The sequence below is a fragment of the Natronorubrum halalkaliphilum genome (assembly GCF_009834785.1).
Taxonomy (GTDB): Archaea; Halobacteriota; Halobacteria; order Halobacteriales; family Natrialbaceae; genus Natronorubrum; species Natronorubrum halalkaliphilum.
Genome location: NZ_WUYX01000029.1, coordinates 157,787 through 180,610, shown reverse-complemented (window position 1 = coordinate 180,610; position 22,824 = coordinate 157,787). Strand labels below are relative to the sequence as shown.

20 protein-coding genes are annotated in these 22,824 nt (G+C 61.7%); 6 read left to right on the top strand and 14 right to left on the bottom strand.

Annotated elements, in window-relative coordinates; all coding sequences use genetic code 11:
• Positions 1-18 precede the first annotated feature (18 nt).
• The 5 genes from GS429_RS10155 to GS429_RS10135 all read right to left on the bottom strand — a co-directional run bounded on the left by GS429_RS10155 (position 19) and on the right by GS429_RS10135 (position 8,548).
• Positions 19-531 carry a hypothetical protein gene (locus GS429_RS10155; protein WP_160065170.1) on the bottom strand — a complete coding sequence of 171 codons (513 nt, stop codon included), beginning with the start codon at positions 529-531 and terminating at the stop codon, positions 19-21.
• Between the two features lie 189 nt (positions 532-720).
• Positions 721-1,941, bottom strand: coding sequence for a Fe-S cluster assembly protein SufD (gene sufD, locus GS429_RS10150; RefSeq protein WP_160065168.1), 1,221 nt, complete (start codon positions 1,939-1,941; stop codon positions 721-723).
• Between the two features lies 1 nt (position 1,942).
• The gene (gene sufB, locus GS429_RS10145) at positions 1,943-3,373 is read right to left on the bottom strand and encodes a Fe-S cluster assembly protein SufB (protein WP_160065166.1); all 1,431 of its coding nucleotides are present in this window, start codon (positions 3,371-3,373) and stop codon (positions 1,943-1,945) included.
• Positions 3,374-3,433: 60 nt separating this feature from the next.
• Positions 3,434-4,345: an ABC transporter ATP-binding protein gene (locus GS429_RS10140; protein WP_160065164.1), complete on the bottom strand. Its 912-nt coding sequence runs from the start codon at positions 4,343-4,345 to the stop codon at positions 3,434-3,436.
• Between the two features lie 237 nt (positions 4,346-4,582).
• Positions 4,583-8,548 (bottom strand): DNA polymerase domain-containing protein, encoded by a 3,966-nt coding sequence (locus tag GS429_RS10135; RefSeq protein WP_160065162.1) that lies wholly within the window; start codon positions 8,546-8,548, stop codon positions 4,583-4,585.
• 138 nt (positions 8,549-8,686) lie between these two features.
• On the opposite strand from GS429_RS10135, the gene GS429_RS10130 reads away from it, so the two are divergent.
• The 3 genes from GS429_RS10130 to GS429_RS10120 all read left to right on the top strand — a co-directional run bounded on the left by GS429_RS10130 (position 8,687) and on the right by GS429_RS10120 (position 10,046).
• A complete protein-coding gene (locus tag GS429_RS10130) occupies positions 8,687-8,872 on the top strand; it encodes a DUF7331 family protein (RefSeq protein ID WP_328821333.1) in 186 nt (61 codons plus the stop codon).
• Between the two features lie 95 nt (positions 8,873-8,967).
• Positions 8,968-9,486 carry a DUF7322 domain-containing protein gene (locus tag GS429_RS10125; RefSeq protein WP_328821332.1) on the top strand — a complete coding sequence of 173 codons (519 nt, stop codon included), beginning with the start codon at positions 8,968-8,970 and terminating at the stop codon, positions 9,484-9,486.
• A gap of 68 nt (positions 9,487-9,554) precedes the next feature.
• Positions 9,555-10,046, top strand: a complete 492-nt coding sequence (locus tag GS429_RS10120; RefSeq protein WP_160065160.1) for a DUF7346 family protein — start codon at positions 9,555-9,557, stop codon at positions 10,044-10,046.
• 100 nt (positions 10,047-10,146) lie between these two features.
• Here GS429_RS10120 and rad50 read toward each other — a convergent pair whose 3' ends face one another.
• The 3 genes from rad50 to GS429_RS10105 form a co-directional block, all read right to left on the bottom strand.
• Entirely contained in the window at positions 10,147-12,825 is a 2,679-nt protein-coding gene (gene rad50 / locus GS429_RS10115; RefSeq protein WP_160065158.1) for a DNA double-strand break repair ATPase Rad50, read from the bottom strand.
• Positions 12,822-14,228, bottom strand: coding sequence for a DNA double-strand break repair protein Mre11 (gene mre11 / locus GS429_RS10110; RefSeq protein WP_160065156.1), 1,407 nt, complete (start codon positions 14,226-14,228; stop codon positions 12,822-12,824). The genes rad50 and mre11 overlap by 4 nt, the downstream gene beginning before the upstream one ends.
• A 240-nt stretch (positions 14,229-14,468) precedes the next feature.
• On the bottom strand, positions 14,469-14,738 hold the full coding sequence (locus tag GS429_RS10105; RefSeq protein ID WP_160065154.1) for a MarR family transcriptional regulator: 270 nt from the start codon (positions 14,736-14,738) through the stop codon (positions 14,469-14,471).
• Between the two features lie 124 nt (positions 14,739-14,862).
• Here GS429_RS10105 and pan1 point away from each other — a divergent pair, with 124 nt between their 5' ends.
• On the top strand, positions 14,863-16,080 hold the full coding sequence (pan1, locus tag GS429_RS10100; RefSeq protein WP_160065152.1) for a proteasome-activating nucleotidase Pan1: 1,218 nt from the start codon (positions 14,863-14,865) through the stop codon (positions 16,078-16,080).
• Positions 16,081-16,330: 250 nt separating this feature from the next.
• On the opposite strand, the gene GS429_RS21835 is transcribed toward pan1, so the two are convergent.
• Both GS429_RS21835 and GS429_RS21830 read right to left on the bottom strand, forming a co-directional pair.
• Entirely contained in the window at positions 16,331-16,468 is a 138-nt protein-coding gene (locus GS429_RS21835) for a hypothetical protein (protein ID WP_201293997.1), read from the bottom strand.
• A 220-nt stretch (positions 16,469-16,688) separates the two neighbouring features.
• Positions 16,689-16,862, bottom strand: coding sequence for a DUF7556 family protein (locus tag GS429_RS21830; RefSeq protein WP_201293996.1), 174 nt, complete (start codon positions 16,860-16,862; stop codon positions 16,689-16,691).
• Between the two features lie 238 nt (positions 16,863-17,100).
• Between GS429_RS21830 and GS429_RS10095 the strand changes: the two genes are divergently transcribed.
• Together GS429_RS10095 and GS429_RS10090 are read left to right on the top strand one after the other, a co-directional pair.
• Positions 17,101-17,652 (top strand): GMP synthase subunit A, encoded by a 552-nt coding sequence (locus GS429_RS10095; RefSeq protein ID WP_160065150.1) that lies wholly within the window; start codon positions 17,101-17,103, stop codon positions 17,650-17,652.
• 330 nt (positions 17,653-17,982) lie between these two features.
• A complete protein-coding gene (locus GS429_RS10090; protein WP_160065148.1) occupies positions 17,983-18,888 on the top strand; it encodes an NmrA/HSCARG family protein in 906 nt (301 codons plus the stop codon).
• Positions 18,889-18,963: 75 nt separating this feature from the next.
• Here GS429_RS10090 and GS429_RS10085 read toward each other — a convergent pair whose 3' ends face one another.
• The 4 genes from GS429_RS10085 to GS429_RS10070 all read right to left on the bottom strand — a co-directional run bounded on the left by GS429_RS10085 (position 18,964) and on the right by GS429_RS10070 (position 22,674).
• Positions 18,964-20,178 carry a DUF418 domain-containing protein gene (locus tag GS429_RS10085; protein WP_160065146.1) on the bottom strand — a complete coding sequence of 405 codons (1,215 nt, stop codon included), beginning with the start codon at positions 20,176-20,178 and terminating at the stop codon, positions 18,964-18,966.
• Positions 20,179-20,331: 153 nt separating this feature from the next.
• Complete coding sequence (gene hflX / locus GS429_RS10080; protein ID WP_160065144.1) at positions 20,332-21,645, bottom strand: GTPase HflX; 1,314 nt, start codon at positions 21,643-21,645, stop codon at positions 20,332-20,334.
• 366 nt (positions 21,646-22,011) lie between these two features.
• Positions 22,012-22,272, bottom strand: a complete 261-nt coding sequence (locus tag GS429_RS10075; protein ID WP_160065142.1) for a DUF3194 domain-containing protein — start codon at positions 22,270-22,272, stop codon at positions 22,012-22,014.
• Positions 22,273-22,674, bottom strand: a complete 402-nt coding sequence (locus GS429_RS10070) for a prefoldin subunit beta (protein ID WP_160065140.1) — start codon at positions 22,672-22,674, stop codon at positions 22,273-22,275.
• Positions 22,675-22,824: the final 150 nt, after the last annotated feature.

Here is a 22,824-nt window from a genome sequence, read left to right as displayed (position 1 = left end):
ACGGCGTCCATTTCCCGGTTAATCTGACGGAAGATAACCGTGAGAGCGTCTGAGACTGTCGTCATTCGGCGGCAAAACAAGGCATGTCGATTGCGAGTCAGTCGCCGTCTCGGAGGACTCCGACGCCGCGGTCGCGTCCGTCGTCTCGTCGTCCGGACGGATTTTCGAGTCCGGACCCTGTCGAACCGTTCGCGGAGAGCCATGGACCTCGAGTACGGATTCGTCGGTTGCTCGGGAATCGGCTGCCGGGGTGTCGCTGTCGTCCCCGGTACAGTCACCGTGTCGTCCGCTCTCGGTGCCGTCCCGGTTCGAACCGGTCGGTAACGCTGCTGACCTCTCACCTGCCCGGGCCGTGTCCCGGGTTTGCTCTTGGTCCCGTTCTTGCCCTTTCCCTTGCTCCGCTTCGATCGATCCCCGGTGTTCGACAATCCATCGCACGTACGCCTGGCGACTCTCGAACCCGAACAGTTCCCGTTCGGTCTCGAGTACATCGACGAGTTCGTCCTCGAGTTCGATGGAGAGGGCCCGCATCGTACCCGGGTACCCGGTCCGTGTATAAAAGTCGTCGTCAGACGCGACCATGACGACCGTCCGGTTGGCAGAGAGAAGAGACGGCCGTCGACCTCGAGTCCGGACGACGCTGCGCAGAGCCGTGGCTTCCGATCGGTACGGGGCAGAAACACGACTCGAGAAACCGACTCGAAAAAGAACGGGGCGTCGCTACTCGCGCTGGCGGAGTCGCGCACCGATCAGTTCCACGAGATCCTCGCGCAGTTCGTCGACGTCGACTTCCTCGAGGACGGGCACGAAGAAGCCCTCGACGAGCATGTTGCGGGCCGATCGCGGGTCGACACCGCGGGAGGTCATGTAGAGCAGATCTTCCTCGTCGATCTGGCCAACCGTCGCGGAGTGGCTGGCCTCGGTGTCGTGGTTGTTGATGATCAGCTTCGGCGAGGCGTCGGCCTCGCTTTCGTCGGAAAGCATCAGCGTGTTTTCGCGCTGGTAGGAGCTGGTGTCCCAGGCGTCGCGACCGACGTCCTGAACGCCCTCGTACACCGAACGGGCGACGTCGTCGGTGACGCCGCGGGTGACGAGGTCGGCCGTCGTGTGCTCGGCGCGGTGCCACACTTTCACGTCGAGGTCGAAGTGCTGATCGTTGTGACCGTAGAAGGCGCCGACGATCTGCGTCTCCGAGGAGTCGCCCTCGAGCAGCGTCGAGACCTCCGTTTTCGTCAGCTGCGTCCCGATGTTACCCTCGATCCAGTCGATCGTGGAGTAGGTGTCCGTGACGCCGCGCTTGAGGGTGAAGTTGTAGGCCTCCTCCGAGAGGTTCTGGAGGCTTCCGTACTGAACGTAGCTGTTCTCGCCGGCGGCGATTTCGACGATGCCGCTGTAGTACTGCTCGGCCTGCTCTTCGCCGGTGGACTGGCGTTCGAGGATCGTGACGGAACTCGACTCCTCAGTAACCACGAGCGTGTAGTTGAACAGCGAGCGGGAGTTCTGCTCGGTCCGGACGGTGACGTCCTCGGCGTCGACCCCTTCGGGAACGTAGATGACTGTCCCGGTGCTAAACAGCGCCGTGGAGAGCGCGGTCAGGTAGTTCTCCTGTGGGTCGACGACGGAGCCGAAGTGTTCCTGCAGGAGGTCCTCGTGTTCCTGTACGGCGTCGGCCCACGGGAGCACATCGACGTCCTCGGGACCGACCTGATCCTTGTTCTCCGCTGCGTTCAGCGGATCCACGAGCGACTCGAAGTCGAGTTCGTGGAGGTTCGTCCAGTCCCGACCCGGCGTCCGGATGACGTCCGGCATGTCGAGTTCCTCGAGCGCGGCGAGCGCTTCGAGACGGGTCTCCAGGAGCCAGTCTGGCTCGTCGAGATCGCCCGAGATTTCGCGTACCTGTTCCTCCGTCAGATTGGCGTGTACCTGTGTTCCTGCGCTCATATTATCCGAGGCTCCCCTCCATCTCGAGTTCGATGAGGCGGTTGAGTTCGACCGCGTATTCGATCGGCAGTTCCTCCGTGATCGGCTCGATGAAGCCGGCGACGATCATCTTCTTGGCGTCGTCGTCGTCCAGTCCGCGGGACTGGAGGTAGAAGATGTCCTCGTCGCCGATCTTGCCGACGGTCGCCTCGTGGGCGACGTCGACCTTCGACTCCTCGATTTCCATGTACGGCATGGTGTCCGAGGTGGACTCGTTGTCGAACATCAGCGCGTCACACTCGACGGCGGTGGAGGAGTTCTCGGCGCCATCGGCGATGTGGACGAGGCCGCGGTAGTTGGTGCGGCCGCCGTCCTTGGAGATCGACTTGGACTCGATGGTCGAACTCGTATCGGGCGCGTTGTGGTAGACCTTCGCGCCGGTGTCGATGTCCTGGCCCTCGCCCGCGAAGGCGATGGTGATGTGGGTGTCCGTGGAGCCGCGACCCTTGAGGATCGTACACGGATAGAGCATGGTCGCTTTCGAACCCATGCTGCCCGAGACCCACTCCATCGTGCCGTTTTCTTCGCAGATGGCACGCTTGGTGTTCAGGTTGAACGTGTTCTTCGACCAGTTCTGGACGGTCGAGTACTGGACGTGAGCGTCTTCGCCGACGAAGACCTCGACGCCGCCGGAGTGGAGGTTGTGGGTGCCGTACTTCGGTGCGGAACAGCCCTCGATGTAGTGAACCTCGGAGCCTTCCTCGGCGACGATGAGCGTGTGTTCGAACTGGCCCATCCCTTCCGAATTCATGCGGAAGTAGGCCTGCACTGGCATTTCGACGGTGACGTCTTCCGGAACGTAGACGAACGAGCCGCCGGACCAGACGGCGCCGTGCAGCGCCGCGAACTTGTTGTCGCTCGGCGGGACGCAGGTCGTCATGAAGTGCTCTTTGACGAGCTCGGGGTGTTCCTGGACCGCGCGGTCCATGTTCATGAAGATGACGCCCTTCTCCTCCCACTGCTCCTGCATGTTCTGGTAGACGACTTCCGACTCGTACTGGGCGCCGACGCCCGAGAGGGCGTTCTTCTCGGCTTCCGGGATGCCCAGTTTGTCGAAGGTGTCCTTGATCTCGTCGGGGAGTTCCGTCCAGTCGTCGACGCCTTCGCGCTTGTCGACGTCCGGGCGGATGTAGGGAATGATCTCTTCGACGTCTAGCTCGGAGAGATCCGGCATGCCGGGCCAGTCGGTCGGCATCGGCATGTTCTGGTACTGTTCGAGCGCGCGGAGACGCCGCTCGAGCATCCAGTCGGGCTCGTCCTTGTCGTCGGAGATCATGCGGATGACCTCCTCGGTCAGGCCCTTGTCGGATCGGACTGCGGAGTTCTCCTCTTTCTTGAACTCGAAGCGGGCCTCGGTGTCTGTCTCTTTTAGGTGGTCTTGATCGGAACTCATTGGTTGATGTAGTTGTGTTTACGGCCGGAGCGTTATTACGGTTGTTCTAGTCGAATCCGGTTACGCGGTGCCGTAGACCTCTTCGCGAACCCAGTCGTACCCCTTGTCCTCGAGCTCCTCTGCGAGCGAGGCGTCGCCGCTCTTGGCGATCTGGCCGTCGAGCATTACGTGGACGTGATCGGGTTCGACGTAGTCGAGGATACGCTGGTAGTGGGTGATCTGCAGAATGCCGGTGCCCTCCTCGTCGCGCAGCGCGTTGATCCCGTTGGAGACGTCCTGCAGGCGGTCGATGTCGAGCCCGGAGTCGATCTCGTCAAGGACGGCGATCGACGGCTCGAGGATGGCCGCCTGAAGGACCTCGTTCTGTTTCTTCTCGCCGCCGGAGAAGCCGGCGTTGAGATAGCGCTGGGCGAACTTCTCGTCCATGTCCAGCTGTTCCATCTTCTCCTGGAGGATCTGCTGGAACTCGGCGACGCCGACGTCGCCCTCGTCCGCGGGACCTTCCATCGGCGAGGTCTCGAAGCCTTCGTCCTCCTCTTCGTCGTCTTCCTCGCCGTCCTCGTCCTCGAAGAGCTCCTCGCGCTCTTCGATCTTGGCGTTGAGCGCCGTTCGGAGGAAGTTCGTCATCGTGACGCCGTCGATCTCGGCCGGATACTGGAAGCCGAGGAAGATGCCGAGTGCAGCACGTTCGTTCGGCTCGAGATCGAGCAGGTTCCAGGTGCGCTGGTCCTCGTCGATCTCGATCTCCTCGCCGAACTCGCCTTCCTCGAGATGAAGCAGGACTTCACCCTCGGTAACTTCGTAGGCGGGGTGGCCGGCGATGACCTTCGCGGTCGTCGATTTCCCGGAGCCGTTTGGACCCATCAACGCGTGGATCTCGCCTGACTCGACCTCGAGGTTGACGCCCTCGAGAATCTTCTCGTCGCCGTCCGCTACTTCTGCGTGCAGGTTGGATAGTTCGAGACGTGCCATAGTACTCTGTCGTCTGAACGGTGGGTCGTCTGACTAATAACGGTTTCGTATCCAATTGGATACGATCCCACATCAGCAAAATAAGTTTCTGAATCGGAAACTCCTGTTGTGTTCGAACGGCCGCTGTCGAGGTTTTTTCGGGCGCTCGTTCGACGCAACCGACCGCCTACAGTCGCTTTCAGCTATGGGTTCTTATACTGACCCAATAAATTCGACGGGCGGAGATCGGACGAACGCTTACATAAAGCTGTCTAGACCCTTTTGCTCTTGGCCCGATTTCACCTCATCCCACGAGACGCCGAGCGCCTCGAGGATCCGTTCGATCGGTCCCTGGAGCGTTTTCTCGAGCATCGTGTCGTAGTCGACCTCGAACTCCTCGGGAATCTGGTCGTCGTACTCGAAGCAGATCACGTCGGGGTCGCGCTTGAACGCGCCGTAGAGTGGATCGGTCCGGGCGTCGAACCCTTCCTCGTTCTCGAGTCGCTCGAAGAACCGGGGATCGACCCGGTCGAGGTACAGTCGCTTCGGTTTGCTCCCGCGCTGGAAGTTCGTGCCGAGCAGGAGGTTCGCGTACTTCGCGCCCCGAACCTGTGCCGTGTCCGTGTCGTAGTTGTCCAGTCGTTTGCCGATGCCGCCGGGGATGGCGATCTCCTCGAGGGAAATATTCCCCGTCTGAACGTCCTCGATAATCTCGTTGAGATAGTCCTTTGCGCCCTCGATGTCGCCCTCGCGAACGATCATCTCGATGACCCGGTGCTGGACCTCCTTCGTGATCGGGGCGATGTCCGACCGTTGGTACTCGAAGCCGACGATGTCGACGGTGTCGACGTCCTTGCCTTCCTTCCAGGTAATGTGGCCGGCGTAACGTTTCTTCTTGCCCGCCTGGAAGAACCGCCGGTACAGTTTCTCGAACTCGATCTGGAAGCGGTGGAATTCGGCATTGAGTTCATCACGCGCGAAGTCGTCGTATCGGTTGTTGATGTACTCCTCAATTTCGAACGATTGCTCAAGCGCTTCGTCTTTCGAGACATCGGGTCCGAGCTCGAGCATGACGCTGTCGGTGTCCCCGTAGGCAACCGTATAGTCAATTTCGTTTGCGGCGGTTTCCGTGAATTCGATTACTTCTCGACCAGTCGCGGTAATCGCGGACGCTGCCTCTTTGTCGTAGAGTCGGAACTGCTCCCAGCCTGAGACGCCGTACAGTGACTGGCCGACGAACTGGAACTTTCCGTTTCGTCCTGCAAGCAACGTGTGATTATCCTCGACGGTAACACAATAGACACCATCGTCTGCAGTACTTCGAGACGAACTCCGATGCATTCGAAGTGTATTCTTCGATTCTTCAGTGACGTAGACTCGCCACGAGCCGCTATCTCGGTTATAGTTCGCCGTGAGTCCGAGATGTACACACAGTCGGAGGACATCGTCTCGAAGCCGATCGCTCGAGGTGGAGTAGCGCCACGAGTTGACCTGCCGATCACCGTCTCCGTCGATGAGAACCTCGAGGAACCGTCGCTTCTGCCGGCGGCTACAGTCGAATACCAGATCAGGGATTCGTTTCTCGAAGCTATCTTCGCCACAAATCGACATCAGAAGCTCCCCAAGCAGCTTCGACGTGACAGTATAGGATCGATCGTCGACGTAGTAGTCGAATCCCATCTCGTCGAGTAATTCACCGATCGTCGCGTGGTGGTCAACGCCGCCGTCAGCGACCGGCAGTTTATCCTGGGCTAATTGCACCGTCGTCGACGATCCGCGGAAGTTCTCGCCGAACTGCTTGTCTTCAGACGTGTAGACGTTCCCTTCCGTTACGAACCACGCGAGTAGGTCCAGGAAGTCGTCTCCATCGTACGTTCGGGGAATCCACTTCCGACCGGACTCCTGGTGAATGAAGCTCGTCTCACAGACATCTTCAATGTACTCCCGATGGTCCTCGAACTCCTCGGCGGTAAACACGTAACCCGTTTTTCCGACATCAGCTTTCGGCACGCGACGCGGTTTCCAGCCTAATTCTGCCGTGAATGTGTGGCCATGAACGGACGGTCGAACCCAGACCTCGTACGTGTCATCGATTAATTTTGTGAGATCGACCTCCTCGAGTTCGTCACCATCCGGCCCTTCCCAGTCGTGAGGGAGTTCGTAATTCGTTGCCCGGTTGAGGCTTCCAGCCTCGACGAATCCGTACTCATCTTCGGTGATTCCGTTCGTCTCGTTTTTCCGGACGACCATCCGGTGGTTCGGCGTAACGCTGAAGTCGATCTTGTCTGTCTCGATGTCGATCAGTTCGCCGTCGTACTCGGGATAAGCGTGCGTCTCGACGACAGGTTTGGTCTCTAGTTCCTCCGTTTCCGGGTCAAGCGAGTAGACTTCGTCGCCGATCTCGAGGTCCGTGATAGCTCGAACGCCAACGGGAGTCAGCACCTCCGTATCCGGCGTAAAGCAGTTCATGATGACCTTTACCGCACCCTGCTGACGATCGTACTGCTCGTACTCGAGACTCCCGGGTTCGTGCTCGTTGCGCAGTTCTTTCTTTTCTTCCCGTTCGGCGAGCAGTTCCGTGATCATCTCGCGCATGACGCCGTCGGGCTCCTTCCGGAAGTGAATCGGCTCGGGTCGGGTCGGCGCGACGTAGGTTTCCCCGTCGTACTCCTCGGGATCGACCTTCGTCTCCGGCGACGCGTTGACCGTCGTCATGCACATCGGGTACAGCGACTTCAGGTCGAGGACGGTGACGTTCTCCTTGACGCCCGTAATCGGGTCGAAAACGGCCCCGCCCTCGTACTCCTCGCCGGCCTCCTGTTGACCCTTCGAGGGCAGCGCGAACCGCCCGTGGGCCTCGTGGAGGACGTACATGTCCACCGCGTCGCCGGGCGTCGGCGCGTCCTCAAGTTTGCAGCCGACGAACGAGCGCACCTCGTCCCAGAAGGGGATGATCTCCTGCTGGCGGTCGAGCTCGACGCAGAGTTCGACGTCCCGGAGGTTGTACTCGAGCAGTTTCGTGGGATCGACCTCCCAGAGGTCGCCGATATCGCCGGTGTAGCGTTCCTTCCCGACCCCCAGTTCGGACTCGCCAACCGCATCTAGGCGGTAGGAATCGAGTTCCGAGAAGACCATCCGTTGGTAGCCATAGAGCAGGTCGAAGACGACCCGGCCTTTGATGTCGGGACCGCCCCAGTTGCTGCGCCAGACCTCGTCGACGCGGGAGAGCCGATCGATCGAGAGATCGTACTCGTGGTGGGGACCCGCGAGTTCCTCGAGGCGGTCGAGGAAGTACGGTGCGTCGAAATCCTCGAAATTCCAGCCCGTGAGCACATCTCCGTCGGTTTCACGGATATAGTCGACGAACGCCTCGAGCATCGCTTCCTCCTCCTCGAAGGCTCGCACCTCGTGGTCGATCTCGCCTTCGATGGGGTCGTACTCGTCGATCTCGGTCGGGATCTTGCCGTCACCGACGGGGGCCTCGTAGAGCCACATGATGTACTCGTCGCGGTAGGAGTCGTGGCTCGTGAGACAGACGATTGGTTCCTCGCCGTCTTCGGGGAAGCCGGCGCGGTCGTTGACCTCGATGTCGAACGTGAGCACGCGCGGGTCGGCGTCGACAGCTGTGGCTTCGACCTCGTCGTGGGGGACGACCAGCGAGCCGTCGTCGGCGCGTCGCTCGGGTATGCGGATGCCGCTTCGAACGTCCTTGTCGATCAGAAACCGATTCGGGAAGAGAATGTCGGCCTCGAAGTGCTGGAAGTCATCACGCACCTGCCCGACGTCACGGGGCGTCTGGCCGAAGATTTTGGTCAGCTTCTCGCCGCGGATACTCTCGTACGGTTCGCCGTCCTCGCCGACCTCGCGGCTGTCGGTCAACCGGTCGTACTGCTCCTCGGGCGGGCGCTCGAGGCTCTCCGTCGGCGCGTAGAAGTACGGACGAAAGCCGACGACCTGTACGTGCTCGAGCGTGTTGTCGGATGTACGCCCGAAGACGTGCATGATCGGCCGTTCGTCGTCGCCGTAGCCCGCGATGGTGTAGTCGACCTGCATTACGGCAAGTTCGAGTTCGCCGTCGGGTTCCGGAAGCGTTTCCTCGACGACATCGATCACTTCGCCGGCGTTCGAACCGCCGTTGCCCGCGACGGCAACCGCCTCTTCGTCCGGCCGCTCGTCGGACTCGTCGGAAAATGCTGCGAGTCCAGTTTGGCCCGCCTCAGTCATGGTATCGGGCTTGGCAGTCGCCGGATAAAAACCCCCATACTTCGGTCCCCTGGAGTCTGGCCCCCCAACCGACCTCCGTCAGGGAGTCTTGCAGCGGCAACAAGACATATAATGTGGTAACACATACCATGAGGATAGGTGATCGAAGTGTCCACCCACGTCAACGACGATACGACGGACCCAATCGAGCCGTGTAGCGAACCCGAGGGCACCCAGACGATCGAGTCCTACGAAACCGAAGACGGTGTCGTCTTCTACGACGCGGAGAACCCACTCGCGTGGGTCGAAACCTCCCAGACGTTCACGCTCGAAGAACTCGCCTAACTCGGTTGGCTACAGCCGACCGTTGGTCAGCTCGAATACGTCGCCCTCCAACCGAAACGCGAACCCTTTTTGGTTCAGTTACCGACTATCGACGTGTGGTATCCGACCGGTCCGAGCACGAACCCGAGGAGTACGATCCGGAAGCGGAGTACAGGGATCCCGACAGCGACTCCATTACCATTCCGAAGGTATCGACGGAGGATGCGGGCTCGGATCTCCGCTCGGATCTGAAAGCAGAATTCGAGGCTGACAAGGTCGCGACTCCCGAGTTCTCGAGCGACGAGGTCGACGTCGACAGCGAACTCCTCAAGACCTTCTGGGCGCTGGTCATCGTGATCAATGCCGCCGTGCTGGCCGTTGCACTCGGCGTCCTCTTCTTGATTTTCGAGGGCGCGACGTTTGGGATCTACCTCGTCGCCGTCGGATTGGTTCTTGCCGGGTTCGCGCTTCGCCGGTACAGGAACTTTCAGCAGACGTCCGACGACGACACCTCGGCGGATGCCCGGGCCGACGAAACAGCCGAGGCCGGTACAACCGACGGAACCGGCGAACACGGACACAATGATGACGCTGACGGCGACACTGATTCAGACACCGCTGCCGACCGACGATAATTGCGATCAGGCCAAACTACTTGAGGTAAGGTCTCCGAACACGAGGTATCGGACGCTACCGACCGATCATGAAAACCGTCCAAGACGACACCGGCAAACGGTATCTGCTTCTCAAACGATCCGAGCACGCCAGTCTCGTACGGGATCCACAGAACGGGAACGAGTGTTACGTCCAGAACGACCGCCTCGAGGACATCGACGAGCAATCGGCGCTCGAGACCGCCGCCCGTACCGTCAGCACGCCGGTCCGAACGCTGCTGACGAACGTCCACGACGAGGCGACCCTCGGACTGCTGCTCGAACTCGAAAACCGGGGCCCGATCGACATTCGAACGCTACTAGACGCCTACGACTTCTGTGAAACTGACCTCCACGGCCGCCTTACGGTGCTGTCGGCCGCCGATCTGCTCGAAGAGGTCGACGTCGCCGGCGAGCGTGGCTACCGGCTCACCGACGAGTGCACAACGGCACTCCGAACGATTCGACCGGAGACCGACACGGAACCAGCAACGGATATCGGTGACGAATCTGTAAGCGAGCCGAGCGAAAACACGACGTAGCGGCGACAACGGCAAGGACGGAACCGACGGCGACAGCAACAACGACTACGGTAAGAACAGCCGCCACAACGACGGTGTCTTGATCGATGGCTTCTCCCGCTCAATCGGAGGCGAGCAGCTCCGCCTCCGGCGGTTCGCCGTGCTCGAGTTGCGAGCGGTTCGAGGTCGCATTCTTCTCCACGCGGACAAGCGAGTCCGCCGCCCCGACGAGTTCCTCGTCGTGGCTGACGACCACGATCTGTTCGACGCCCAGATCGCGCATAGATTCGACCAGCGATACCAGCTGAGTTACGTGGCCCGAATCCAGGAAGACCGTCGGCTCGTCGAGAATGAGCGGCGGCATCGGCGCCGATCCCTCGACGCCCTCCGCAAGCAGCCGGTAGATCGCACAGCGCAGGCTGAGGTTGAACAGCGCGCGTTCGCCGCCCGAGAGCTGCTCGGGCTCGAGCGCTTCGCCGTCTTTCTGGTAGACGGTGAGCCGGTACTCGCCGTCGAGATCGATCGCGGCGTAGGAGTCGTTCTGATAGACCAGTTCGAACGTCTCGTTGAGCAGTCGCTCGAGGGTCTCGACGTTTTGCTGGCGCAGTTCCGACCGCAGATCTGCGTACGTTCCCTGCAACGTCTCGGCTTCGTTGTACAGGGACTCGAGTCGGTCACAGCGCCGTTCGACGGCCTCGAGTCGGTCCCGGAGTTCCTCGAGTTCCTCGAGTTCCCGTTCGGCGGCACCGATTGCGTTTTGCAGATTCGTCCGCTGCTCCTCGAGCTCCGCGAGTTTCTCGTCGACCCGCTCGAGGTAGTCCTCGGCGTTCGCTTTGTCCGTTCGGGCGGTTTCGACCCGCTCCTCGTCGAACTCCGACTCGAGGTCGCGCTTTCGGTCGCGCTTGCTCGAGAGGGTTTCGCGGCGCTCGTCGTTCATCGTCTGCCAGTCCTGACGGCGCTCGCGGAGGGTCCCGATTTCAGCCTCGAGCTCCGCCCGTTCGGCGTCGATTTCGATGACGCGGCGCAGGGACTCGAGGGTCGCTTTGATCTCGCCGCGCTCGGTGTTGATCGCGCCGAGTTCGGACCGGCCGTCGTCGACCTCGCTCTCGAGCTCGTCCGCTTCGGCTCGCTTCGCCTCGGCGTCGGACTCGTACTCCTCGGCCTCCTCGCGCAGTCGATCGCGCTGGTCGCGTCGATCCGCGAGCGTCTCGCGTTTCTCCGCAAGCAACTGCTCGATGTTGTCCCGGTTCTCCTCAAGCCGGTCGACCCGTCGCTCGGCCTCGCGAAGCTCCTCGGCGCGGTCGATCCGTTCGTCGAGGTCGTCGCGTTCGTCCTCGAGGTCGTCCCGTTGGGCCTCGAGGTCGGCGAGTGCCTCCCGTTTGTCGTCTAACACGTCAACGTGGGGCGAGTCCTCGACGGGCTGGCCACATTCTGGACACTTGCCCTCCTCGAGCAGCCGTTCTCCCTCCTCGATCGCGTTCTCGACGGTCCTGATCTCGGCGGTGACGTCGCCGATCTCGTCGGTTACCTCCTCGCGCTCCGCCTCGAGCGAGTCGATCCGGTCGGCCGCATCGCCGAACGCTATCGGAGCGTCGTCGAACCGCTCGCGCGCAGTATCAATTCGGTTCTCGAGATCGTCCAGTTTCGCCTCGCGGTCCTCGATCGCCCCTTCGTCGGCTTCGATCTTTGCCTCGAGTTCGTCGGCCTGTTCGCGAGCGGCCGCGGCCTGGCTCTCGAGATCGTCGGCCTCGTCGCGAAGTCGTTCGATTTCGCCGTTGGTCTCCGTGATCGAGACGCGGACGTCCTCCAGGTCGTCTCGGAGTTCCTCGTCGCGGGCCTCGAGTTCCTCGACGCGGCTCTCGACCGCGTCGTCTTCGGCGCTATCGAGGTCCACTTCGGCCAGGCGCTCCTCGCGCTCGTCCTCGAGATCGTCTCGCTCGCGCTCGAGGTCGCGGATGTTCTTTTTCGCTTCCGCTCGATCGCGTTCGGTTTCGGAGATTTTCGACCGCAGGGCCTCGATTTCGCCCTCGAGCGTCTCGATCTCCTCGCGGGTCTCCTTGTGACGGTCGAGGACGTCTTCGGCCGTCTCGAGCGTGTTCCGGGCCTGCTCGCGCTGGGCTTCGTAGTTGTCGATCTCTTCGCTCACGTTGGCCTGGCGGGACTCGAGTCCGTTCAGCCGCTCGTGGAGGTCTTTCGACTCCTTCTGGTCGACCTGTTTACGGAGGTCGTCGACAACCTCCTGTTGGCCGTCGAGCACTGTTTTGACCCCGAGTCGGGCGTTGCTCGCCCGCTCGCGGTACTCCTCGAGGGCCCCCAACTGGAGCAGATCGTCGATCATGTCCTGACGGTCGCTCGGCGAGGCGTGGATGAGTTTGTTGACCTCGCCCTGGCGGACGTAGGCACAGTTGACGAACGCCTCGGCGTCCATCCGCAGGAGCTCGGTCACCTCCTGGCGAACGTCTCGAGCACCCTCGATCGTCTCCGTGGGCGTCTCGAGGACGCATTTCGTGGTCGTCGCTCGGTCGCCTCTGAGTTTGAGGTTGCGTTCGACGTGGTACTCCCGGTTGTCGTGGGTGAACCACAGTTCGATCTCCGCCTCTTCCTCGCCGGTCGTGATCACGTCGTCGAGGGTCCGATCGTCGAGCGCCTTCGACCCGTAGAGCGCGAAGAAGACGGCCTCGAGCAGCGTCGACTTCCCGCTGCCGTTGACGCCGTGAACGACGGTGACGCCGCGCTGGAGACCGAGGTCGGCTTCGCCGTAACACTTGAAGTTCAGCAGGCGGATTCGGTCGACTCTCATGCGAAATCACCCAGCGAAGCGGTGTCGGCGTCGGCCGGATCGTCGCTCTCGGTGTCGGGTTCGGCCGGGTCATCCTCTCCGGCGTCCGCTAAATCGTTCCCCTCGGCGTCAGCGTCAGTTGTTGCTATCGGGTCGTCGTCCGTGTCGTCCGCTTTCGTTGCCGCGTCCTCGTCTACTGTCGCCGTTTCGTCGCTCTCGGAAAGCTGATCCGCGACCGTCGTCACGTCCTCGTCCGTGGGCTCGCGTTCCGGAGCGGGCTCGAACGCGGATTCGTCTTCCTCGAGCAACTCCCGGACGCGCCGTTCGACGGTCTCGCGGACGTTCGAGTCGACCAGTTCGTCGTTGCGAACGGTTTCGTCGATGTCGAGTGCGGCGTCGCTCAGTCCCAGATCGCGTACGCGCTCGCGGACCGCGGCGTCGGGATCGGCGAAGCTCACCGTCACCTCGTCGGCCTCGTCGGGGAGGTCCCGTCGGTCGTTGACGCGAGCGATGAGCGCCCCGCGGTCGATCGCTGTCTCCTCGATCGTCGCCGGCGTGATCGGGCGGCCGTCGCCTTCGATCGTGACGATGACGACCGCGTCCTCGAGGTCGTGTTGGCGAACGCGTTCCCGGACGCGGTCGATGCCCTCGCTCTCCTCGAGTTCGGCGTCGACGAAGACGAACTCCCGGGTGGCAGTCAGGCCGCGACGGCTGATGGCGACCGACCCGGTCTGGTCGGTTTCGTCCGTCTCATCCGTCTCGAACTCCACGAGATTGTAGCCGCGATCCTCGCGTTCGCTCGCGCTCGCCCGTTCGGTCGAACCGCAGTAGGTGACCCACGTGTCGAGCACCTCGGCGGTGTCGGGTTTGTGATTGTCGCCGAGCAGGACGGCGTCGAAGTCCACCGTCGATTCGGAGAGCATCCGCTCGGTGTCCCAGTCGGCGTGCGCGAAGGGCTCGAACAGCCCGTGGCTCACGAGGGTGGCGTGGTCGGCAGCCTCGGGAACGGGGGCGAAGTCGTACTCGAGATCGTCCCGTCTGGACCGGGGAACGAAGTCCAGCCCGTAGACGGCCACGTCGTCGACCAGTTCGGGCTCGGCACCGAGTCGCGTCGCGAGCCCGAGGTCGGCGAAGAGGTCGAGCCATTGAGCGTCGCGTTTGCCCTCGTGGTTTCCGACGACGGCGAGAAAGGGAATGTCGGCGTCGGCGAGCGTTCGGAGAATTTCGACGGTTCCCTGGAGATCGACCAGTCCGGGCCGTCGATCGTGAAAGAGGTCTCCCGCATGGATGACGGCGTCGACGTCAGCGGCGACCGCGTCCTCGACGACCGCCCGAAAGGCCTCGAGGAAATCCTGTCGTCGCTCGGGCGAATTGTACTGCTGGTACCCGATGTGGGTATCGCCCGTATGCAGTATCCGTGTCATTGCCACGTTCTTCGCAAGCGCTCCCTAAAGGGGTTCCGCGACCGCCGTGAAAGTAAAATCGGAACGGTATCAGGCGCCCGAACATCGGTCTCGGACGGGTATCCGCTGTTTCATTACATTGTGCGTTCGTCCGAGAAGCGGACCCTCGGACCGATCCGATTGAAATCTACCGAGCAGTCACTCGAAGACGGAACGTGCGAGAGGAGAACAGAGGGGAAATGCAGACCAGATCTCGTACGATTAGGATTCGATATCGAGACTGTACAACCGCTTGCGGGCGTCAGAGAAGGAAAACCGCGAGTCGACTACGTGCTCCTCATCGAGACGGTTCAGCGCGTATCGGACCGTCCGCGATGGGAGCAGCGTCTCGTCGGCGATTTGCTGTTGGGTCATCGTTTCGTTGTACTCGAGGACTTTCGCGACGAGTTTCGCACTCGGTGGCAGGTCTCTGACGTCGTCCCACGTCCCTTGCTGGTCGGTCTCTTGTCGTAACGACTCTGAAGCACTCATCATCATCCCCTTCCAGATACAGGCTGATAATATTTACTGTTTCAAAAAATGTCTGTGGGTTATTACTCGTGGTCGAGTGCACCTACCCGAAGCCTCTTATGAAGCAACACCCAAAGGACGGGTGATGAGCGACACTGTGGACGACGTCGACCTCCCATACGACGAGGACGAGGCGTCCCAACAGGAGAAGATTCAGGCACTCGAGGAACGGCTGGAAATCCTCGAGGCGCAAAACGAGGAGATGCGTGACAAACTCCTCGATGCCAACGCCGAGAACAACAAGTACCAGCAGAAACTCGAGCGACTCACACACGAAAACAAGAAACTCAAACAGTCCCCGCTGTTCGTCGCCACCGTCCAGGAGATTACGGACGAAGGCGTCATCATCAAACAGCACGGGAACAATCAGGAAGCGCTGACGGAGGTCACCGACGAGCTCCGTGAGGACCTCGACCCCGACGCGCGGGTCGCCGTCAACAACTCGCTTTCTATCGTCAAATCTCTCTCGAACGAGACGGACGTCCGCGCTCGCGTGATGGAAGTCACCGAAAGTCCCGAGGTCAGCTACGAGGACATCGGCGGCCTCGAAGAGCAGATGCAAGAGGTCCGCGAGACGGTCGAGATGCCCCTCGAGAAGCCCGAAATGTTCGACGATGTCGGGATCGACCCACCGAGCGGCGTCTTGCTGTACGGTCCGCCGGGGACCGGCAAGACGATGCTCGCCAAAGCCGTCGCCAACCAGACCGACGCCACCTTCATCAAGATGGCCGGCTCGGAACTGGTCCACAAGTTTATCGGCGAGGGTGCGAAGCTCGTTCGCGACCTGTTCAAGGTCGCCCGCGAGCACGAACCCGCCGTTATCTTCATTGACGAGATCGACGCCATCGCCGCCAAGCGAACGGAGTCCAAAACCTCCGGCGACGCCGAGGTCCAGCGGACGATGATGCAGTTGCTTTCGGAGATGGACGGCTTCGAGGAGCGCGGTGAGATCCGCATCATCGCCGCGACCAACCGCTTCGACATGCTCGACCGCGCCATTCTCCGACCCGGCCGGTTCGACCGCCTCATCGAGGTGCCAAAGCCGAACGCCGAAGGCCGCGAGATCATCTTCGAGATCCACACTCGCGGAATGAACGTCGCGGACGACGTCGACTTCGCGGAACTAGCCGAAGAGGCCGAAGAGGCCTCCGGTGCCGACGTCAAGGCAGTCTGTACCGAAGCCGGGATGTTCGCGATCCGGGACGACCGAACCGAAATTCGGATGGAGGACTTCCGCAACGCCTGGGACAAGGTCCAGGCCGATTCGGACGAGACCGAGGACGTCTCGAAGACCTTCGCCTAACTCGGTTTTCCGTTTTCCCTGTTCGTTTCGCTGCAAGAGCGAACGCCAGAGCCACCATTTTGAGTTGGACCGCAACCGTCCCCGACCGAACTGCTCACCGGCAGATGCCTCGAGCGAAGCGCGCATTTCGGTATAGTAGCCACCGATCGTCACTGCACGCTCGATCGCCGGACGAGTTGGCCAGCAGTGTACGAACAAGTTCAGTTGTTACTGAGGTCATCCGAAGAAAACACCCACCGGGCCGGGATTCCTACAGCGCTGCGAAAATCAACCACGGCACGATAAACAGGGCTACTGTCAGCACGGCGAGGATCAGCAGATAGCCGATACCTGTTCCGGCCGCAGTGATCCACGACGGATGCTCGAACTCGCTGAGATCGACTGCCATACCGGTATCGTCCGGTGACTGGCGTATAAACGTACCGGAACCAGGGGCTGGAGAACGAGGGGACGAAATTGAGGAACGGACCGGAAGTTCGGGATTGAGATCCGAAACTTGGAACAGGGAACACGGAACACGGAACACAAAACTCGAAACCTGAAACCCGAAACTCGGCGATCCAGCTGAGGGTTTTCGACCCGCTCACTCGAAATCCCCGCTACTGACGTTATCGCCAGGTTTCGAGCGAAACTGCGTCTCGCTCGGAGATCGACAGCCAGACGTCGTCCCGGGCGATATCGGCGATAACGAGCTGCGGACGCCCGTCCGCCTCGTCGATCGCCGCGACGATCTCGCCGTCGTCAGCCGACCCATTCCCGACCGATTCGGTCTCGAGGGACATACTCGAACCTACATCGCACCCATGCATGAATGTTCTGGTATTCTGGCGATCGGTACCGGAGTATTTGGTGGTATCGGCTAATAAGGATTACAAACAGGCGTAAATAGCAGTATATATTGTGATGATGTATCCGAACTCACGGTCAGAACGCCGTCGCTAATCGAGTTCACTTCTGACCGACGCGACTCGAGAACGGTTTCCGGACCGTTTTTACCGAGTGACTGGCTAGGGCCACTCAATGACGAAGATCGTCGTGGTGGACAATCACGGACAGTTCACCCATCTGGAGCGCCGAGCCCTTCGCGACCTCGGCGTCGATACCGAGTTGATCGACAACGAAACATCGCCCGAAGCGGTCGACGCAGATGGCGTCGTGCTCTCCGGCGGCCCGGATATGGACCGCATCGGCCGCTCGGCGGAGTACCTCGAGGGTGATGTTCCCGTCCTCGGGATCTGTCTGGGTATGCAACTGATCGCCGAGGAACTGGGCGGCCGCGTCGGCGGCGGTGAGTACGGCGGCTACGCCGACGTCAACGTCGAAATTGTCGACGACGAGGATCCCCTTACGGGCTCTTTGCACCCTGAAACCCGCGTCTGGGCGAGTCACGCTGACGAAGTCAAAGAGCTTCCCGACGGGTTCGAACTGACCGCACAGAGCGACGTCTGCGGCGTCGAAGCGATGAGCGATACCGACCGCGACCTCTACGGCGTCCAGTGGCATCCCGAGGTCGCTCACACCGAGGAAGGCGAAGAGATCTTCGAGAACTTTCTTGCAATCTGCGAATCGTAGACGCTTCGTCTTGGTTCGAATCGGTCAGTCGGCTGTTTTCTCTCCCTCAAATTGCCCCCGACCAGTACCGATGCATCCATATCAGAACTGAATCATCGTCCTCCGTTCGACAGCTCTCGGTCAGATATCGTCCCGCAATCGTGTACCACGGGGTGTCCTTCAGAAAACTATCAGTGACATCGATGTAAGCTAGTATCATTCCTGTCGCCAAGAGTATATGTGGGTTCGGAACCGAATCAGATAACGTAATGAAACCAGCTACGAACAGTGTTCCGATTGCGACCGTATCGTTTTCGACCGCCCACGTAACCGCCGGAGAGGTGAACTAACATGGCAACCAGCGTCCTCGTCACCGGTGCGACCGGCAATCAGGGCGGATCGGTCGTCGAACACCTGCTCGAGTCCGAAACGGAGTTCGACGTCTACGGTCTGACTCGCGACGCCTCGGGCGACCGCGCCCAGGAACTGGCCGATCAGGGCGTGACGACGGTCGAAGGGGATTTGAACGACGAGGAGTCGCTGCGACCCCACGTCGCGGAGGCTGACGCCGTCTTCACCGTCACCAACTTCTGGACGGAAGGCTACGACCAGCAAGTTCAGCAGGGCAAGAACATCGCCGACGTCGCCGCCGAAGAGGGGGTCGACCAGTTCGTCTTCAGCGGCGTCGGCAGTCACGAGCGCGACACGGGGGTGCCCCACTTCGATTCGGCCGACGAGATCGACCGGTACGCCCAGGAACTGGACCTCCCGATGACCGTCCTCCAGCCCGTGTTCTTCTTCCAGAACTTCGAGGCCTTCGCCGAGGACGTCGTCGAAGACGGCCAGATCGCGCTCCCGCTCGAGGAGGGCGTCTTCCTCCAGATGATCGACGTCGAGAACGTCGGCCGCGCCGCCGCGGTCGCGTTCGAAAATCCCGACGAGTTCGTCGGCGAGCGCGTCGAACTCGCGGGCGACGAACTCACGCTCGCGGAAACGGCCGAGGTCCTTTCCGAGGTCACCGGGCGGGACGTCGAGCCGGTTCACGTCCCCATCGAGGACGCCTACGACTCCTTCGGCGAGGAGTTTACCGTCATGTGCGAGTGGTTCAACGAGGTCGGCTACGGCGCCGATATCGACGCGCTCGAGGACCGGTTCGGCTTCGAGTTCACCGAGCTCGAGCGCTACCTCCGCGAGAACGGCTGGGAGGACAAGGAGGGGATGGCGTCGGTTCCCGGCTGGGTCAAGGCGATGCAGTGATGGGGTGCTGGAGTCTGTTCCGGCGCAACCGCGACCACCCTTCGGTTCACCGGTAAATAGTTATAACAATCCGTATCAGTCATCGACTCGATCGATCCGGAGCGGTTGGCGTTGCCCGTACGTGAGCACGCGCCAGAGCCACTCCATCGGCCCGAATCGAAAGTAGCGCAGCCAGAGGACCGACAGGGGAATCTGTATCGCCCAGATGGCCACGACGATTCCGAACGCCTCGACGCGAGTCACGTGCCCGAACAGTCCGAGTCCGTGGCCGTAGAAGATGGACGTCGCGAGCACCGTTTGCAGGATGTAGTTGCTGAAGGCGGTCCGGCCGACGGCGGTCAGCGCACGGGTCAGGACTCCATCGGGACGCCACCGGCAGTACAGCATTACCATCCCGATGTACGCGCCGGCGAGGGGGAAACTCCCCCAGTAGTTGAACTGGCGCCAGAACAACGCCGCCTCGGCTCCCCAGTCGTTGGCCTGGATGTACCAGACGCCGGTGAGAATCGCGGCGAGCCCGCTAACGGCCCCGATCACGACGAGCCTCCGGTAGAACGTCGCCGAGCGATCATTCGACAGGACGCCCCACTTGAACAGCGCCATTCCGAGCAGCATGGACCCGCTCACGCGCCAGGCGGTGTATCCGAGAAAGCCCGACGTCTGTCGCTGGAACGCGGCCGGAGCCCGATGGCTCATTTGCTCGAGCCAGCCACTGCGATACGTCTCGACCTCGGCGCGCACCGCTGATTCGGCCGGTCGCCACACGTCTGCAATCATCGCCGGGTGCGTGGTCAGCCCCGTGAAAAACTCGACGCTCGAGGGCACGGCAACCAGAAGGACGCCGAACAGCGTCAGCGTCCGCGCCGGGAGATCACGGAGGAGGACGACGCCAAACGCGCAGACGCCGTACGCAAAGAGGATATCACCATACCACAGGAGATAGGCGTGTGCGAGGCCGAACAGGACGAGCCAGCCGGAACGCCGGACGAACAAGCCGACCGCGGATCGGCCCCGCTTCGTGCCGTGACGGGTGAACAGTACGACGCCACCGCCGAACAGCATCGTAAACAGCGTGAGAAACTTCTGCTGTGCGAAGACGTGGCCGACGAACCACGCCCAGTAGTTCATCCCGGAGAAATCGCCGTATATCGTCGGATTGGACAGGGTCTCCTCGGGCATCGAGAACACCCAGATGTTGATCACCAGAATTCCGAGGATCGCGACCCCCCGAAGCGCATCGAGGCCGACGATGCGCTCCGACGGTGACTTTGGGCCGTTCTCAGGGCTCATGTCTCGTGTGCCGACTCGAACTCGCGTCCCGTCTCGCCTCGCAACTCATCGTCCATCCGGTCTGTCGTGTGGCCGCTACAAAGAGGTGAGTCCTGATTTTCGGATTCGATCTCGGTTTCGGGACGGTGCCCTCGGCTTCTGCCCGGTTCGTGGCTAGGGATCACTACAGCCCGCTGCTCGAGCGCGAAGCCGGTCGAGTACCGACGGACGACCCCGACACTCGAGAACGACGTCGACCCCGTCGTACTCGACCGTTTCCACGGTCGTCCGATCGTAAGCTCTCGAGACGACCGCCATCGCGTCGTCGCCGTTCGGCATTCGCAGCGTCGCCCGCTCCTCGGGCAGTTCGTCGCGGATCGCCGCCCGAAGCGTCCCGAGGTTCGCTCCCTCGAGGACGCTTACTGGGATCGGTTCGGCTGCCGGTTCGGGGAGCTCCGCCGTCGCAATCTCGCGACGGCGCGCTCGGTCGGCCGTCGAGAGCCGGTCGACCTTGTTCAGCGCCGCCACGATCCGATCATCGTCGACGTCCTGTGCCGCGAGGACCTCGAGCGACGTCTCGAGCCGCTCGCGAAACCGCGCGGGCGGATCGCTCGCGTCGACGACGAGCACGACGACGTCCGAGGCGGCGGCCTCCGACAGCGTCGAACTGAACGACTCGACGAGATCGTGGGGTAGGTCGTCGACGAACCCGACCGTGTCCGTGGCGAGGGTCGGTCGCCCGTCGATCGTCGCTCGTCGAGTCGTCGTCTCGAGGGTTTCGAACAGCCGATCCGCGACTGTTGCAGTGGCGTTCTTGTTCGATCCCTCCGCCGGTTCGCTTTCGGCGGCTTCCGACTGCTCGAGTGAGAGTTCGTCGGCGAGCCGGTGCAACAGCGTCGATTTTCCGGCGTTCGTGTAGCCCGCGATGGTAACGAGATCGAACCCCTCCTCGCGGCGACGCTCGCGGAACTGGTCGGCCGGCTCCGGCAGGTCCGCGAGTTTGCGCTCGAGGCGGTCGATGCGGTCGCGAACGTCGTAGACGGGCGACCCTTTTTCCGTTTGTTTGTTGAGCGCCCCCTCGTCCGCGGACTCGATCAGCCGCGGCAGGTCGTATCGAAGCTGTGCCAGTTCGACCTGTAGCTGTGCGCGCCGGGTGCCGGCCTGGGCCTCGAAAATGTCGAGCACGAGCCGGTATCGGTCGAGAACGATCGTTTCGTCGGGAAGCCTGGACTCGAGTGCGCGGTGCTGACTCGGCGTGAGTTCGCCGTCGACGACGACGCGCCGCGCGTCGCGGGTCGCGACGATTTCCGCGAGTTCGCGGACTTTGCCGCGGCCGAAGTACGTGCCAGCGTCTTCGGATTCGGCCTGCGTTAGGTCGGCGACGACGTCGTCGCCGGCCGCGCGGACGAGCGCCCGGATTTCGTCGGTTTCGATGGGGGTGGTCGTCGATCGCTTCGCAACGACTGTGCGTCGGTTGGTTCGTGACATTGGGGTGGTGGCTGTGTTGCTCTCATATCTGTTGAAGCCGATACTGGGCCTGACTCGCAGAGTTGCGGAGCCAGGGCTACGGAGTGAACACGAACCGGATACTCGCGTCGCGACTGGTCACACCGCGCCAGTACGACGGGAAGACACCCGGTTCAGTAGAAGGAACTGGTCTCCATCGGTCTCGAATCGAGACTCGAGGCCCGGACACAAAGGAGTTGTGGATAGTACAACGGCCTGAACTGTCTGGACTCGCGATCCAGTACAAACGCGGATCGTGTCACACCCGTCGACCAGTGCTCAGCGCTCGGCGACGGCTACGCCGCTATCGAGAAGTGAGAAGCGGAAACGAAACCGTTGGCCTACGGCCTACGCCTCGAACAGTTCATCGACGGCTTCCCGCGCAGCGAGCGCGGCGTCGTCAGCGACCTGTTCGGGGTCCGGGTCGTCCTCGCTGTCGATGTCGGGTGCGTTGAGATAGACGTCGACCTCGAGGGTTCCGTCCTCGAAGGTGACGGTGACGTCACAGTCGCGCACGTCCGACTGTTTGTACCGCGCGAAGATCAGGCCTTCCGCGGCATCCGATGCCGTCTGGACGACTTCGTCGTCCGTCGGCTCGCCAGTTGCCATTTATGCGCCGCCTGCGCCTGGGCCGCCTGGGCCGGCTGGACCGCCCATACCGCCGCCTGCACCGCCGAGCATCTCTTCGAGTTCGCCCTGCAGATCCTCGAACTGCTCCTGAACGCGGTCTTCCTGCTTCTCGAGGGTCTCGAGACGAATCTCGAGGGAGTCGACCTTGTCCTCGAGTTCCTCTTCGGCCCGGTCGTATTCGGTTTCGACGAGGAGTTCGCCGACCTTCCGGTACATGCCGGTGCCGGAGTCGATGTTCTCGAGTTCGTCGAGGGCGTTTTCGGCTTCGGTAAGGCTCGACTCGGCTTCCTGTTTCTGGACGGCGACCTGCTGTGCGGTCTCCTGAAGGTCCTGAAGCTGTTCGATTTTCTCTTGTGCTTCCGGCGGCAAATTACCTTGCATATCTCGACTCTCGCCCTCCGGACTGATAAAGCCAAGCTTTGACTTCCATCAGCGGGTACCGATGCGCTCATCCGTCAGGTTGCTGTGCTCGTGCGGTTCTGATGGTGTCACCCGTCGAATCGCGTTCGAAGTGGTCCGGTCCCAGCGCAG

What these genes read in the sequence shown, in the direction of transcription:
- GS429_RS10070 (WP_160065140.1), bottom strand. Translation starts at nt 22,674, where the DNA reads ATGCAAGGTAATTTGCCGCCGGAAGCACAAGAGAAAATCGAACAGCTT.
- hflX (WP_160065144.1), bottom strand. Translation starts at nt 21,645, where the DNA reads ATGTCACGAACCAACCGACGCACAGTCGTTGCGAAGCGATCGACGACC.
- GS429_RS10135 (WP_160065162.1), bottom strand. Translation starts at nt 8,548, where the DNA reads ATGACTGAGGCGGGCCAAACTGGACTCGCAGCATTTTCCGACGAGTCC.
- GS429_RS10140 (WP_160065164.1), bottom strand. Translation starts at nt 4,345, where the DNA reads ATGGCACGTCTCGAACTATCCAACCTGCACGCAGAAGTAGCGGACGGC.
- GS429_RS10090 (WP_160065148.1), top strand. Translation starts at nt 17,983, where the DNA reads ATGGCAACCAGCGTCCTCGTCACCGGTGCGACCGGCAATCAGGGCGGA.
- GS429_RS10075 (WP_160065142.1), bottom strand. Translation starts at nt 22,272, where the DNA reads ATGGCAACTGGCGAGCCGACGGACGACGAAGTCGTCCAGACGGCATCG.
- rad50 (WP_160065158.1), bottom strand. Translation starts at nt 12,825, where the DNA reads ATGAGAGTCGACCGAATCCGCCTGCTGAACTTCAAGTGTTACGGCGAA.
- pan1 (WP_160065152.1), top strand. Translation starts at nt 14,863, where the DNA reads ATGAGCGACACTGTGGACGACGTCGACCTCCCATACGACGAGGACGAG.
- GS429_RS21835 (WP_201293997.1), bottom strand. Translation starts at nt 16,468, where the DNA reads ATGGCAGTCGATCTCAGCGAGTTCGAGCATCCGTCGTGGATCACTGCG.
- GS429_RS10155 (WP_160065170.1), bottom strand. Translation starts at nt 531, where the DNA reads ATGCGGGCCCTCTCCATCGAACTCGAGGACGAACTCGTCGATGTACTC.
- GS429_RS10085 (WP_160065146.1), bottom strand. Translation starts at nt 20,178, where the DNA reads ATGAGCCCTGAGAACGGCCCAAAGTCACCGTCGGAGCGCATCGTCGGC.
- GS429_RS21830 (WP_201293996.1), bottom strand. Translation starts at nt 16,862, where the DNA reads ATGTCCCTCGAGACCGAATCGGTCGGGAATGGGTCGGCTGACGACGGC.
- sufD (WP_160065168.1), bottom strand. Translation starts at nt 1,941, where the DNA reads ATGAGCGCAGGAACACAGGTACACGCCAATCTGACGGAGGAACAGGTA.
- GS429_RS10095 (WP_160065150.1), top strand. Translation starts at nt 17,101, where the DNA reads ATGACGAAGATCGTCGTGGTGGACAATCACGGACAGTTCACCCATCTG.
- GS429_RS10120 (WP_160065160.1), top strand. Translation starts at nt 9,555, where the DNA reads ATGAAAACCGTCCAAGACGACACCGGCAAACGGTATCTGCTTCTCAAA.
- GS429_RS10105 (WP_160065154.1), bottom strand. Translation starts at nt 14,738, where the DNA reads ATGAGTGCTTCAGAGTCGTTACGACAAGAGACCGACCAGCAAGGGACG.
- mre11 (WP_160065156.1), bottom strand. Translation starts at nt 14,228, where the DNA reads ATGACACGGATACTGCATACGGGCGATACCCACATCGGGTACCAGCAG.
- sufB (WP_160065166.1), bottom strand. Translation starts at nt 3,373, where the DNA reads ATGAGTTCCGATCAAGACCACCTAAAAGAGACAGACACCGAGGCCCGC.